At 64.0% G+C, this 12750-nt stretch carries 13 protein-coding genes and 1 riboswitch; of the genes, 4 read left to right on the forward strand and 9 right to left on the reverse strand.

From position 1 onward, the window contains the following. Positions 1 to 2: 2 nt before the first annotated feature. From IYW40_RS03380 to IYW40_RS03400, 5 genes are all read right to left on the reverse strand, one after another. Complete coding sequence (locus IYW40_RS03380; protein ID WP_196399375.1) at positions 3 to 707, reverse strand: sulfate transporter family protein; 705 nt, start codon at positions 705 to 707, stop codon at positions 3 to 5. A gap of 126 nt (positions 708 to 833) precedes the next feature. Continuing rightward, positions 834 to 1421 carry an SRPBCC family protein gene (locus IYW40_RS03385; RefSeq protein WP_196399376.1) on the reverse strand — a complete coding sequence of 196 codons (588 nt, stop codon included), beginning with the start codon at positions 1419 to 1421 and terminating at the stop codon, positions 834 to 836. 63 nt (positions 1422 to 1484) lie between these two features. After that, positions 1485 to 2171, reverse strand: a complete 687-nt coding sequence (locus tag IYW40_RS22210; RefSeq protein WP_196399377.1) for a 4'-phosphopantetheinyl transferase superfamily protein — start codon at positions 2169 to 2171, stop codon at positions 1485 to 1487. 38 nt (positions 2172 to 2209) lie between these two features. After that, positions 2210 to 3259: an NAD(P)/FAD-dependent oxidoreductase gene (locus IYW40_RS03395; protein ID WP_196399378.1), complete on the reverse strand. Its 1050-nt coding sequence runs from the start codon at positions 3257 to 3259 to the stop codon at positions 2210 to 2212. Positions 3260 to 3448: 189 nt separating this feature from the next. Continuing rightward, entirely contained in the window at positions 3449 to 3838 is a 390-nt protein-coding gene (locus IYW40_RS03400; protein WP_210266921.1) for a 2Fe-2S iron-sulfur cluster-binding protein, read from the reverse strand. Positions 3839 to 4073: 235 nt separating this feature from the next. Here IYW40_RS03400 and IYW40_RS03405 point away from each other — a divergent pair, with 235 nt between their 5' ends. Then, the gene (locus IYW40_RS03405) at positions 4074 to 4880 is read left to right on the forward strand and encodes a methyltransferase domain-containing protein (RefSeq protein WP_196399379.1); all 807 of its coding nucleotides are present in this window, start codon (positions 4074 to 4076) and stop codon (positions 4878 to 4880) included. A gap of 23 nt (positions 4881 to 4903) precedes the next feature. Here the strand turns inward: IYW40_RS03405 and IYW40_RS03410 are convergent, their stop codons facing one another. From IYW40_RS03410 to IYW40_RS03425, 4 genes are all read right to left on the reverse strand, one after another. Then, positions 4904 to 5500, reverse strand: a complete 597-nt coding sequence (locus IYW40_RS03410) for an ABC-type transport auxiliary lipoprotein family protein (protein ID WP_246720608.1) — start codon at positions 5498 to 5500, stop codon at positions 4904 to 4906. A 96-nt stretch (positions 5501 to 5596) separates the two neighbouring features. Continuing rightward, entirely contained in the window at positions 5597 to 6499 is a 903-nt protein-coding gene (locus IYW40_RS03415) for an MlaD family protein (RefSeq protein WP_196399381.1), read from the reverse strand. Continuing rightward, the gene (locus IYW40_RS03420; RefSeq protein WP_196399382.1) at positions 6472 to 7329 is read right to left on the reverse strand and encodes an ATP-binding cassette domain-containing protein; all 858 of its coding nucleotides are present in this window, start codon (positions 7327 to 7329) and stop codon (positions 6472 to 6474) included. The genes IYW40_RS03415 and IYW40_RS03420 overlap by 28 nt, the downstream gene beginning before the upstream one ends. Positions 7330 to 7337: 8 nt before the next feature. Further along, on the reverse strand, positions 7338 to 8486 hold the full coding sequence (locus IYW40_RS03425; RefSeq protein ID WP_246720609.1) for an MlaE family lipid ABC transporter permease subunit: 1149 nt from the start codon (positions 8484 to 8486) through the stop codon (positions 7338 to 7340). Between the two features lie 216 nt (positions 8487 to 8702). Here IYW40_RS03425 and dgcA point away from each other — a divergent pair, with 216 nt between their 5' ends. From dgcA to IYW40_RS03440, 3 genes are all read left to right on the forward strand, one after another. Beyond that, a complete protein-coding gene (dgcA, locus tag IYW40_RS03430) occupies positions 8703 to 9686 on the forward strand; it encodes an N-acetyl-D-Glu racemase DgcA (RefSeq protein WP_196399383.1) in 984 nt (327 codons plus the stop codon). A 55-nt stretch (positions 9687 to 9741) separates the two neighbouring features. Beyond that, positions 9742 to 9803, forward strand: a riboswitch (Fluoride riboswitch). A 122-nt stretch (positions 9804 to 9925) separates the two neighbouring features. Continuing rightward, positions 9926 to 11488 carry an efflux transporter outer membrane subunit gene (locus IYW40_RS03435; RefSeq protein WP_196399384.1) on the forward strand — a complete coding sequence of 521 codons (1563 nt, stop codon included), beginning with the start codon at positions 9926 to 9928 and terminating at the stop codon, positions 11486 to 11488. A gap of 39 nt (positions 11489 to 11527) precedes the next feature. Then, complete coding sequence (locus IYW40_RS03440; RefSeq protein ID WP_196399385.1) at positions 11528 to 12718, forward strand: HlyD family efflux transporter periplasmic adaptor subunit; 1191 nt, start codon at positions 11528 to 11530, stop codon at positions 12716 to 12718. Positions 12719 to 12750: the final 32 nt, after the last annotated feature.

A 12750-nucleotide genomic window follows, 5' to 3' on the forward strand; every position in this document is an offset into this window, starting at 1 on the left:
AGCTAACGTCGGCGGGCGGACTGCGACATTTCTCCACGCGGGCTTGGCGGCAGCATCCGATGGATGCGGGTCATGAAGGCGACGGCAAAGAGCGGCGTCAGCACGTTCAGCCCAGGCGTCGCGACGAAGACGGCGATGAACAGTCCGGCGACGAAGAGCCATAGCGCATGGCGACGGCGCAACTCTTCCGACTCTTGCAGCGAACGAAAGCGCGTCGCGGCGAAGAGAAAATATTCGCGCCCGAAAAGATAGGCGTTGGCGAGGAGGAAGGCGGCTGCGTTTATTCCCGGCACGAAGAGCAGCAGCAGCGCGAAAAAATTGACGATCGCCGAAATCCCAGCGAAGCGCAGGCCCATGAAAATCGCCTGGGTCGCCGGAATGGCGCGACCGTGTTGTCCCGGCGGATAGAGGTCGGCTTCGACGTGATCGGCGAGATCGTCGAGGAATAATCCCGAAACCAGCACGGAGACGGGCGCGATGAGAAACGCCATCAGGAAGAACAGTCCGGCGCCCGTCGCATAGGTGAGAGCCGTCCGCAGCCACGGATGCTCGACCATCACGAAGGACATGGCGAGCTTATCGAGACCCACCCAGGCGAGCGCCAGCAGCAGGAACGTCATGCCCAGACTCTTGACGAGCACCGCGCGGAACGGCGGCGTCACGATCTGGCGCAGCGCCGCCAAAGCGGCCTCGAACATTTCGGTCATGCGAGTCAATCACCTGCATCAATCAGCGAGTCGCGCCGCCGAAGTCGGCGAGCGCGTTGCGGCCGCCATCCAGATGGCGTTTCGCAGCGCGCGACGCAAGAGCCGCGCGGGGTCAGCGGTCCGTCGCTATGTGCTGAGATGCGCGCCGAGATTTTCGAGGCCTTTCTCGAACTGATCGCCGATCATCTTGTCGCGGCTGACGAAGATGTTCATCGCCCTGCTCGCGAGGCTGGCTTTGCCGGACATGCTCCAAACGACATGAGTCTTGCGCGCCGCGGAATCGCCGCCCAAACCCAGCGCGCGCGCGAGCCAGCGACCTTTCGTCAGTTCGCCGTCAGGAGCGAGAAAAAAGGTCACGTCATTGGCCGCGGCAAAGGGCTTACGCATATCGAGTCTGAGATCCACGCGCTCGCTCGGTCGACTGTCGACGATGGTCATGCGCCCTGCGCCGACATTCTTGTCGCCGGCCCATTCGAAGGCGGCGCCGGGGCCGGCGGCGGGTCCCTCGTAACGCGTTTCAGCGCTTGGATCGAGTTTCGCCCAGGGCGACCAAGATTCCCAGTTGCGCAGATTGTTGATCGCCACGAAAACCTGGCGCGGCGGCGCATTGATGACCGCCTCGCGCCGCACCACGAAACGATCCGGCTGAAGATAAACGGCCAACGCAAGCAAAGCGGCGCCATAGCAAATGACGATAAAGAGCAAGGTGGTCATGACTCTCCTCCAATGCCTGCGCGACAAGAGCCCGCGACAGAACTAGCGCGCCGGGCTCAGGCTTCAAACGATTTGCCCCGCCCGGATCAGCGCGCTCGCGCGCGCTTCCTCGATTCGGAAATTGACGTCGTCGCCGCGCGCCGCCGCAGCGATGAAGAAACCTGCGCGCCGCCATTGCGCAACGCCGTAGCGCTCGTCAGGACCGCTGCTAACGGCGAGCGGCGACAGGCGAACGACAAAGCTGTCGAGCCCGCCCGCCAGGCCCCGCCCATCCGCCTTCAAGACAGCCTCCTTGAGAGTCCAGATCGCAAAGAAAACTTCGCTCTGCGACTCCGGATCGGACTGGGCGCGCACGATCGCCGCCTCTTCGGGCGCAAAGAAGCGCTCCGCCACCTTCAGCGCGTCTCGCGGCTTGAGAAACGACTCGACGTCGACGCCGACGTCGCGTCCCGACGCGATCGCCACGGCGGCCATGCCGCGGGTATGCGACAGGCTCACGTCAAGGCCGGTGCGCGGCGACAGCAGGAAGGGCTTGCCGTGCGGCGTCGCGCCAAATCGCCACGCGGCGGGCGCAACCCATCTCGCGCGCTCGGAAAGGCATGCGCGCAACAGCGCATGCGCGGCGACATAGGCGCGGCGATCGGACTCGAAAGCGAAACGCGCCGCCCGCGCTGTTTCGGCTTCATCGAGAAGCGCAGCGAGCTTCGGCCATTCGTCGGCGGCGATCTTCGCGACGTCGATGATGAACACGTCGACGAAGGCGGCGGACGTCTCAGCGTCGGCCGACGTCAGGAGACCCCGAGCTTCTTTTGCAGATTGGTCGAGGATGTCGTGTATTGGAACAGAAGCTTCTTGTCGGGATAGACGTAACGATGGGCCTTCTGCGCGGCGAGCGCGACCTCGTGGAAGCCCGAAAGGATGAGCTTCAATTTGCCGGGATAAGAGTTGATGTCGCCGACGGCAAAAATGCCGGGATGGCTCGTTTCGAATTTCTCGGTGTCGACGGGAATGAGGTTTTCATTGAGCTGAAGCCCCCAATCGGCGACGGGGCCAAGCTTCATTGTGAGGCCGAAGAACGGCATCAGGCGCTCGCAGGCGAGCTTCTCTTCGACGCCGTCATTGCCCTTGAGGACCGCACTCGCCAGTTCGCCATCCTCGCCTTCGACCGCGGTGATCTGGCCGAGCCTGAAGTCGATCTTGCCCGCCGCGACGAGCTCCTGCATCGCCGAGACGGAATGCGGCGCGGCGCGGAACTGGTCGCGACGATGAACGAGCGTGATGCTTTTCGCCACCGGCTGCAGATTGAGCGTCCAATCGAGCGCCGAATCGCCGCCGCCGACGATGACGACGTTCTTGTCGCGGAAGTCCTCCATGCGGCGCACGGCGTAAAACACCGACTTCCCCTCATAGGACTCGATCTTGGGGATCGGCGGCTTCTTGGGTTGGAACGATCCCCCGCCGGCCGCGATGAAGACGACCTTGGCGTGGAAAATTTTTCCCGCATCTGTGCTGAGGCGAAATTCCGGCTTTTCGGCCGTTCCCAGCGACACGAGCGTCTCGACCATTTCGTTGAAGTGAAAGGTCGGATGAAACGGCTCGATCTGCTTCAGGAGATTGTCCGTCAGCTCCTGCCCGGTGCAGACCGGCAGGCCGGGAATGTCATAGATCGGCTTTTCGGGATAGAGTTCCGAGCACTGGCCGCCGGCGCGCGGAAGAATGTCGATGACATGCGCCTTGATGTCCAACAGGCCAAGTTCGAACACCGAAAAAAGACCTGCCGGGCCGGCGCCGACAATGACCACATCGGTTTCGATCGCGGCTTCTTTAAGCTGGTTCATCGTCAATTCCCGACTAATTCTTCAGACGCGGAAGATCGAAGACGCCGTTCGCGTCGCGTGTGCGTCGCCGGCCCGCGCTATGCGCGCGTCTTGCGCGGCGGCCGGCTTCAAATTTCGCCCTGCCGGTTCGTCTATCGCATTTATCGAGAGATTCAAACCCGCTCGGGCGTAGTCTGGAAAAATTGCGCGTCAGCCCTGCTGGGCGGGGGTCGTTAAGACCAGCCCGTCGAGTTCCGGCCTTACCGTGATCTGGCAGCACAGCCGCGAATTCGGCTTCACGTCAAAGGCGAAGTCGAGCATATCCTCCTCCATCTGCGACGCCTTGCCGGTCTTTTCGGCCCATTTTTCATCGACATAGACGTGACAGGTGGCGCAGGCGCAGGCGCCTCCGCATTCCGCGGTGATCTCGGGAATATCGTTGCGTCGGGCTGTTTCCATCACAGTCGAGCCGACCTCGCCCTCGACGGATCTGGCTTGACCCTGGGAATCGACGAAGGTGATCTTGACCTTTGTCGGCGCGCCGCCCCCCGGTTCCGCGCCATAGCGGGTCGCAGCATCCTCAAAGCTCATCTTCGCCATGACGCCTGTCTCTTCCTCATGCATGCTCGACTTTCGCGGCGCTCCCGACTGTGCTTGAAGCGGGAAGCCGCGAGCCATTGTTCTTCCGCGCGTCGTGCGGTTGCGCCGCCAGCGCTGCCCAAATTGTCGCCGTTCAGTTAGCACCCGTCCGTTTGCGGCGCTAGCCCCTCCCAGCGCGCGCGACCGTAGGCCACATTCGATGGATTCACCGACAAAGGCCGAAAGAGGCGCGCATATGACAGACATCGCTTTAAGCTTCCGGAACGCCGACGGCGCGCTGCGGTCCGAGCTGACCGGCTGTCTCGATTTCATGAACGAAACGCCTTTTTTCAAGCGCTACAAGCGAGAGACCTGGGACGCGCTGCATATATCCGGCAACAGCAAGATATTGGACGTGGCCTGCGGCGTCGGCTTCGACGTCATCGGACTCGCGCGGCGCTTCCCGCGCGCCGACGTCTTCGGGCTCGATTCGGCGCATGGCTTTCTCGGCCTGGCGCGAGAGCGGGCGCGGGGGCTTCCCAACGCGCTTTTCGTCGGCGGCGACTCCCGCCGCCTGCCCTTCGGCGATCGCCAGTTCGACGGCGCTCGAATCGATCGCTCCTTGCAGCACATCAGCGCCCCCATCGAGGCGCTGCGCGAAATGGTCCGGGTGACGCGCAAGGGCGGCAGAATCGTCGTCGCCGAGCCCGATTGGGGAACATATTTCGTCTACAACGGGAAGCTCGAAACCGGGGCGAAGCTGGCGGGACTATGGGAGAAGTCTTTCGCCAATCCCTACATCGGCCGAGAGATCGGCGTTCTGCTGCAAAAGTGCGGCGTCGAAAACATCGACTGCCGGGCGCATGCGCTCGTCGTCAGAAGCCTCGACGCGGCGGAGATCATTTTCGACCTCGCGCGCGTGACGGAGAACTGCGTGTCCGCGGGCGTCTTGACGCGAGACGAGGCGGAAGACTGGTCGAGCGCGTCTAAAGCTGCGTCGCAAAGCGGCGCGTTTCTCGCGTGCCTGAACATTATGCTGTGGGAAGGTTCGATACCGGATTGAGCGATTGCGCCCTGCCGGCGTCGCTATAGCCGAGCGCGCGTCCATTGGCCGATGCGCAGCGCGATACGCGCCGCAGCGTCGCTGAGGGTCCGCGCGGCTGGCGAGCCGATGTGCTCCGAGGCCGGAGCCTCTTCGACGAAGATTCGCGCCGCCTTCGCCCGGCCGCTGCCCGAGTCGACGAGCTGGACGGAAACTTCAATGACGGCGAGATTGCGGGCGATGTCGATCTCGAAGCGTCGCACGTCCGTTTGCAGTTGTGTTTGCCCGCCAAAGTTGGAAGAGGCTGAAAGACCGCACTGCTGTAGCGCTTCGATCAAGCGGCGCTGAAAAAGAAGCGGCATCGGATCCGACCACTGCACGCCGGGAAGAACGGCCACGCTGTCATCGCCGGCGCGGATCACGATGCGATCTGACGAGGTCGGCGCGATCGCTGCGGGTTCAGGCACGAAGACCGCCGGGCCGCTGCGCAACGCGACGCTTCGCAAAACGCCCGTCTCGGTCGTCAGATCGAACGTCTCGCGGGGCGCTTGGGCGCAGGCGGCCGCGAGAAACGCAAGCGATGCGATCGCCGTGGCCTGCGCGACCTTTCGTTGCGTCGCAGTGGACGCCTTCAGTTTCATGCCGACTCGTCGCCCCATTTCGCCCGCGCGCCCCGTCGGGCGCGTCGTCCTTCTAAACGATCCGCGCATCGGCTTAAAGCCACGCCTTGGATTGAATTAGCGGCCCTGATACTCCGGCACGGACTGAGACGGCCCGAAGATGAATTGTGAGGGGTTTTTCTCAACGGAACGCAGCGTGCGATCGAACGTGTCGACGGCCTTGCGCCCATCCACCGCAAGCTGTTCATATTCCCGCAGCCCCGTCCCGGCGAAACGATTGATGCGTTCCGAAGCCCCGGCGATATTGCCGGCGATCGCCTTGATCTGCTTGGGGTCAATCGCCTTGATCGTCTTTTCGCCGGCCGCGAGGACCTTGTCGAGCCGCGCCGCAGCCGGCTTTAGCGACTGCGCGACATCGGATGCGTCGCGGATGAAGCTTGTGATCGAAGCGGAGTTGTCGGCGAGAGTCTTGCTGACGATTTCAGCGTTTTTGAGCGTCGCGGTGATGGCCGGCCCGTTATCGTCAATCAGCTTGTCGAGTTTCGTGAGGAGTTCGGCGGCCTTCGTCGATAGGCTCTGAACGTTGACCAGCAAATTTTGGATTTCGGAGCGCTCGGCCTGAATTTGGGGATACTTCTGGCCGACTTGCGCCGTCAGAGCCGGCGCGCCGGGCGTGCCGCCGACCAGCAGGACGTCGGAAACGCCCGTAAAGCCCCGCGTCTCGAGACGCGCGCGCGTGTCGGTCTTGACCGGCGTTCTGCTGTCGATCCTGACGAGCACGTCGACCTTGCTTGGATCTTGTTCGGAAATGCCAAGATGCGTGACCTCGCCGACTTTCACGCCGTTGAACAGCACCGAGGAGCCACGGGTCAGCCCTGAAACCGCGGTGAAGACAATCTGGAACGTTTCCTGTCGGCCAAGCTGGCTCGGTCCGGAAAACCAGTAGACGAAGAGAAAGGCGGCAAAGGCGACCGCCAGCGTGAAAGCGCCGATCAGGGCGTAGTTGGCGCGGGTTTCCATTGTTCGTCCTTCTGCTCGACGCGCGCCGCAGTCAGTCTGCCGCCGCGCACGCCGTGGAAATAGGCTTTCAGCCACGGATGGTCGGACGCGAGCAAGGTTTCCAGCGGCCCTGCGGCGATGACCCGGCCTTCAGCGAGCGCGGCCACCCTGTCGCAGATAGAATACAGGCTGTCGAGATCGTGCGTCACCATAAACACGGTCAGCCCGAGGGTCTGCTGCAGCGTGCCGATCAGCGCGTCAAATTCGGCGGCGCTGATCGGATCAAGTCCCGATGTCGGCTCGTCCAGGAACACAAGCTCGGGATCAAGCGCCAAGGCGCGCGCCAGGGCCGCGCGCTTCACCATGCCGCCCGACAATTCTGACGGAAATTTGTCCGCGGCGTCGGGACTAAGGCCAACAAGCTCGAGCTTCAGCATGGCCAGCTCGTCCATCAGTCGCTGAGAGATGTCGCGCATTTCGCGCATCGGCATCTGAATGTTCTGCTTTACCGTGAGGCCCGAAAACAGCGCGCCGTTCTGAAACAGCACGCCCCAACGCTGTTCCAGCGCACGCCGCTCAAGCGGCGCGAGCGCGTCGCGATCCTGCCCAAAAACCCGAATGGCGCCGCCTCGCGTCGGCGTGAGTCCGAGAATCGCGCGGGTCAGCACCGATTTTCCCTGCCCAGATCCTCCGACGAAGCCGAGCACCTCGCCGCGGTAAACGTCGAGGCTGAGCCCTTTCATGATGGTTTTGTCGCCAAAGCCGACGACGAGGTCGCGCACGCTGATGATGACATCGCGGTTGAGGCGCTGTTGAGCGACGTCGTTGGCATGAGCCGAGGAACTGGTCATCGCCGCGCTCAATAGTCGATCGCCGCAAAAAACACGGCGAACAACCCATCCATCACAATGACCATAAAGATCGATTTCACCACCGAGGAGGTGACCTGACGGCCCAGCGATTCGGCGGAGCCCTGCGTCGCGAGACCGTCCATCGAGGCGATGAGGCCAATGACCAGCGCCATGAAGGGCGCTTTGATGATGCCGACAAGAAACGTATGCAGCGCAATAGCCTCTTTGAGCAGTGACGCGAACGCCACCGGGCTGATCCCCCCGTACCACCAGGAAACGACCATGCCGCCAAAGAGCGCCGCTATGTCGGCGATGAAGGTCAAAATCGGCAGAGAGATCACGAGACCGAGCACGCGCGGCGCGATGAGCACCTCGATCGGCGAAAGCCCCATCACCAGTAGCGCATCGATCTCCTCGCGCATTTTCATCGAGCCGAGTTCGGCGGTGATCGCCGAGCCTGAGCGGCCGGCAATCATGATCGAGGTGAGCAGCACGCCGAGTTCGCGCAAGACAAGAATGCCAATCAGGCTGACCGAGTAGCTGGACGCGCCGAATTTGAGCAATTGAAAGATGCCCTGTTGGGCGACGATGCCGCCGACCAGAATGTTGATCAACACGATGATCGGGACGCTGCGAAAGCCGACCAGCTCAATTTGCGCGACGAGCGAAGTGAGCCTGAACCGCCGCGGATTGGCGGCCACATAGATCATCGAGGAGACGAATTCGCCGAGAAAGGCGACGCCGCGGTGAAATTCGCGAAGCGCATCCACGATCGATTCGCCGAAGTCTGCAAGCAGAGCGAAGATGACATTGAACCGCGGCCGCGAGGGCGCAACGAAGTCGCGATAATGTGTTTCTTCGAGCAGGGTCGCAAATTCAGGGCGCACATGTTCGAGCGTGACAGCGACGTCGCGGCCCGCGAGATCATGCCGCGCGCGATTGATCAGCCAGGCGCCAGCCGTGTCGAGTTGCGAGATTTGCGAAAGATCGATCGCGACCCTGCGATCGAGGCGCGCCTCCTCGACAATTCGACTCCCCTCCTCCTCCAGGCGCTGAGAGGCGAAGAGCGTCCAGTCGCCCGAAAGCGCAAGGCGCACGCCCGCCGCCGAGGACTGGCGCGCGACGTTGGGCGGACGCTGCATCGCCGCGACGGTCATCGGGCTTCGCTCCGCGCTGGAGTCAGTAATCGGCTCATTGATGGCGTCATCCTATCCGACGATTGTGGCGCGCCGCTGACGCGGGCCGGCGCGCCGCCGCTTATAAAGCCGCCTCTTGCAAAAACGTCATAACTTCGTGAATTGACGTCAGCAAGCGCGTCGGCGCACATCGCAAGCGCCAATTCCAGCCGCGCGACGTGGGCGCCGGAGAGAGATTTGAAGCGAAAACTATCTGTCGCCATAGAGAGTTACCCGATCGCCGGCAGCTTCGTGATCTCGCGCGGCGCCAAGACCGAAGCCGTCGTCGTGACCGCGACTTTGGCTCAAGGCGGCGGCGTCGGTCGCGGCGAATGCGTGCCCTATGCACGCTATGGCGAAAGCGCCGAAAGCGTCGTCGCCACAATTGAAAGCGCGCGCGACGCCCTCGAAGCCGGGGCCGATCGCGCCGACTTGCAGCGCCTGCTGCCGGCGGGGGCGGCGCGCAATGCGCTCGATTGCGCCCTCTGGGACCTCGAGGCCAAGCTTTCGGGCGTTCCAGCCCATGTCGCGGCAGGTTTCGAGGCGCTCTCGCCGCTCGTGACGGCCTTCACGATCTCGGTCGGCGCGCCCGATCAGATGCGCGCCGCGGCGGAAAGGGCGTCCGACCGCCCGCTCTTGAAGATCAAGCTCGCCGGCGAGGGCGACGAAACGCGCCTCGCCGCGGTGCGCGCCGGCGCCCCCAACTCAACCCTCATCGTCGACGCCAACGAATCCTGGACGGCTGAAACCCTTCCCCGCCAGCTCGCCGCTTGCGCCGATTACGGCGTCTCGCTCATTGAGCAGCCACTGCCGGCGGGCCGCGACGACATTCTCGCGACCATGCCGCGCCCCGTGCCGATCTGCGCCGACGAAAGCGTGCACGACCGCGCCTCGCTCGCGCCGCTCAAGGGCCGCTACGACGCGATCAACATCAAGCTGGACAAGACCGGCGGCCTGACCGAAGCGCTGGCGCTGGCGCGCGCGGCGCAGGAGATGGGCTTTTCCATCATGGCGGGCTGCATGGTGGGGACGTCTCTCGCCATGGCGCCAGCCGTCCTCGTGGGGCAGATCGCCTCCTTCGTCGACCTCGACGGGCCTCTGCTTCTGGCCCGCGACCGCGTCCCCGGGCTGTGCTACGAGGGATCGACTCTCCTGCCGCCGGGGCCGGAGCTCTGGGGATAGCGCGCGAGGTCGCCATCTGGACTTATTGACCGGTAGCTCTGTCGTAAACTAAGTTTTAACGGATGGGGATGGGGTTCCCCCGATAACCGCCGAAAGGCTGATGACTCCTGCGAACTCGCCGCCGCGTTCATAAGATCGTCGGCGCAGGGTAGGAGTGTCTGTTGCTTAGAGAGCCCGCACCCCGTCGTGCGCCTTGCCGCCTGCGCCCCCGCGGAATTATAGCCGCTTGGGGCATCGGCGTGATTCGGCTCTGGACGCGGCGGCGATGGCTGTGCTGCGGAACCCCGATCGCGCTTTTTCTCGCCGGCTGCGCGCCTACGACGCCGGTTGAGCGCGCCCAATTTCTGGGCGCGCCGGCCATGGAGCGCACGCTGGCCAGATCCGGCTTGAAAGCCGCCGCTGGCGAAACGGCTTGGCCCCGCGAGGAATGGTGGCGCGCCTTCCGCAGCGCGGAGCTTGACGGCGTCATCGACAAGGCCTTGCGCGACAATCAAAGCCTCAAGAAAGCGGAAGACACTCTGCGCGGCGCGGACGCCATCGTGCAGGTCGCCGGCGCCAGGCTCCTGCCGGAAGTCCAGGCGACCTTCGGCATGCGGCAGTCGCGCAATCCTCTGCATGGCGTCGTGGCCTCCTACAATCCGGCGCAGGGCGGATTGCAGAAGACCATGGCCTTCATCAATCCGCTTGCGCTGACCTGGGAGCTGGATTTCTGGCAGAAAAACCGGGCTCTGCTCGACTCGGCGATCGGCGAGTCGGCGGCGCAGGAGGCCGAATTGCAGCAGGCGCGCCTGCTGCTGACCGCCTCGGTCGCGCGCGCCTATCTGCGCGGCTACGCCGCGGCGCGCCAGCTCGAGGTCGCCAGAGCTTTGACGCGTCTGCGCCGCGATTTGGTTGCGCTTGCTGAAACCCGCTTTCGCACCGGACTCGACTCCTTGGACGGGGTGCAGATCGCCCGCGCCGAATTCGAAAACGCCGTCCGGCGCGAAGCGGCCGCGCAGGCGCTGGTGACGCTGCAGAAGGACGCGCTCGCTCGGCTCATGGGCGAAGGACCCGACGCCGCACGCGACCTTTACGCCGGTCGAAGCGCGCCAGCGCCAGCGTCGCCGCCGCTGCCACGCAGCCTGCCGCTTGAACTGCTCGCGCACCGTCCCGATCTCGCCGCCGCGCTGCGCCGCGCCGAGGCGGCGGCGGCCCGGGTTCACGTCGCCAAAACAATGTTTCTTCCCTCGATCGATCTTGCGATCACCGGCGGCTTCGAAGGCTCGGTGACCTCGACGAAGATCAGCAAGCTCGCGGGCTATCTCTTCACGCCATCGGCGATCGGCTACGCGGTCTCGCCCGGAGTTCGCCTGCCCATTTTTCAGGGCGGCCGCCTCAGCGGAAATCTGGAGTTCCAGCGCGCCGATTATGATCAGGCGGTCGACTCATATAATGAGACGCTGCTGCAAGCGGCGCAGCAGGTCGCCGACGCCATCGCCAATCTCAAGCGCGCGCGCGCCGAATATGAGGCGCAAAGTCGGTACCTGCGCGTGGCGCGCGTGCAATATGACCTCGCGCAATCGCGGCTGCGCGACGGCATTAAGGATCGCCGCGAAACCGTCGCCGAGCGTGTTGATCTTCTCGAGTCCGGCTTCGCGCAGCGCGCGCTTGAAGGCGACAGGCTGATCGCCGCCGTCGACTTGTATCAGGCGCTGGGCGGCGGCTATGCCGATGGTCCGCCGCCGGCCGCGCCGAAGCCGGCGCCCGAAACCGACCCTTTGACGCCGGCCGTCGAGACAATCCAGTCGCTTGGCGGCGGCTGAACGCGCCACGCCTCTATCAGAAGAACGCGAACCCCATCGATGGCGCTATCCCGCAAAAGCATCCGCTCCCGCAGAGAATTTCTGCTCAAGATCGTCGTTGCCGCAGTTCTTGCCGGCGCGCTGATCGCTTTCTCGCGATGGTATTTTTACGACCGCGACTGGGTGACGACGGACAACGCCTTCATCACCGGCAACATCATCCCGGTTCAGGCGGACGCGACGGGTGTCGTGGCCGCCGTGCTCGCGGAAGAAACGCAGCTCGTCAAGAAAGGCGACGTGCTCGTTCGCCTCGACGGCCAACGCGCAAGAGCGGCGCTCGCGCAGGCGGAGGCCGAACTCGGCCGCGCGGTTCGCGGCGTGGGCGCGCTTTACGCGCAGCGCCGCCAGCTCTGCCAGAAGGTCATTTCCCGCGCCGCGCTTCGCGACAGGACGCGCCACGATCTCGCAAGATACCGCGAGGCCACGCTGAGCGGCGCCGCGTCGCGACAGGTGCTGCAGAATACCGAGGACCAACTCGCCGCGCTGGAAGCCGATCTGCGGGAAGCGCAGGCGGAATACCAGTCGGTCGAGGCGCGCGTCGTCGGCGTGACGCGGATGAACCATCCCGACATCGAGGCCGCCAAGGCGCGATATAACGACGCTTACGTCGAGTTCGTGCGCCAGAACATTCGGGCGCCGGCGACCGGCTATGTCGCCAAGCGCAGCGTTCAGGTCGGCAAGCGGGTGCGCCCCGGCGACGCCATTCTCAACATCGTGCCGCTCGACCATCTCTGGGTCGAAGCGAATCTTTGGGAAAACAGGATGGCCCGGGTTCGTCCCGGGCAGCCGGCGCTCATCAAGGTCGATCTCTACGGATCGGAACACATCTACCACGGAGAAGTGGCGGGGCTCGTTCCGGGCTCCGGCGCCGTCTTTGCGGCTCTTCCCCCCGATAACGCGACCGGCAACTTCATTCGAATCGTTCAGCGCATTCCGGTGCGGATCGCCCTGCGGGCGGACGAACTCGAGAAACAGCCCTTGCGTCCCGGCCTGTCGACGGTCGCCTCGATTAATGTGTCCGGCCCGCTGCAATCGCCGAATCACTCGATCGTCAAGACGACGACGAATGAATATCTGACCGACGTCTATGACAAGGATCTCGCAGATGCGAAGGCGCGCGCCGACAAGATCGTCAAGGATAACGCCATAGGCGCGTCCAACGACGGCGCCGCCTGCACAGCCGCCGAATAAGCTGTGCACGGTTAATTTCGACTCGCGCTTGC

The organism is Methylocystis sp. H4A (assembly GCF_015709545.1).
GTDB classification, from domain to species: Bacteria; Pseudomonadota; Alphaproteobacteria; order Rhizobiales; family Beijerinckiaceae; genus Methylocystis; species Methylocystis silviterrae.

Excerpts from the sequence above, each read along its gene's own strand:
- IYW40_RS03410 (WP_246720608.1), bottom strand. The coding sequence starts at position 5,500 with ATGAAACTGAAGGCGTCCACTGCGACGCAACGAAAGGTCGCGCAGGCC.
- IYW40_RS03405 (WP_196399379.1), top strand. The coding sequence starts at position 4,074 with ATGACAGACATCGCTTTAAGCTTCCGGAACGCCGACGGCGCGCTGCGG.
- IYW40_RS03395 (WP_196399378.1), bottom strand. The coding sequence starts at position 3,259 with ATGAACCAGCTTAAAGAAGCCGCGATCGAAACCGATGTGGTCATTGTC.
- IYW40_RS03385 (WP_196399376.1), bottom strand. The coding sequence starts at position 1,421 with ATGACCACCTTGCTCTTTATCGTCATTTGCTATGGCGCCGCTTTGCTT.
- IYW40_RS03415 (WP_196399381.1), bottom strand. The coding sequence starts at position 6,499 with ATGGAAACCCGCGCCAACTACGCCCTGATCGGCGCTTTCACGCTGGCG.
- IYW40_RS03400 (WP_210266921.1), bottom strand. The coding sequence starts at position 3,838 with ATGGCGAAGATGAGCTTTGAGGATGCTGCGACCCGCTATGGCGCGGAA.
- IYW40_RS03420 (WP_196399382.1), bottom strand. The coding sequence starts at position 7,329 with ATGACCAGTTCCTCGGCTCATGCCAACGACGTCGCTCAACAGCGCCTC.
- IYW40_RS03440 (WP_196399385.1), top strand. The coding sequence starts at position 11,528 with ATGGCGCTATCCCGCAAAAGCATCCGCTCCCGCAGAGAATTTCTGCTC.
- IYW40_RS03425 (WP_246720609.1), bottom strand. The coding sequence starts at position 8,486 with ATGACCGTCGCGGCGATGCAGCGTCCGCCCAACGTCGCGCGCCAGTCC.
- IYW40_RS03380 (WP_196399375.1), bottom strand. The coding sequence starts at position 707 with ATGACCGAAATGTTCGAGGCCGCTTTGGCGGCGCTGCGCCAGATCGTG.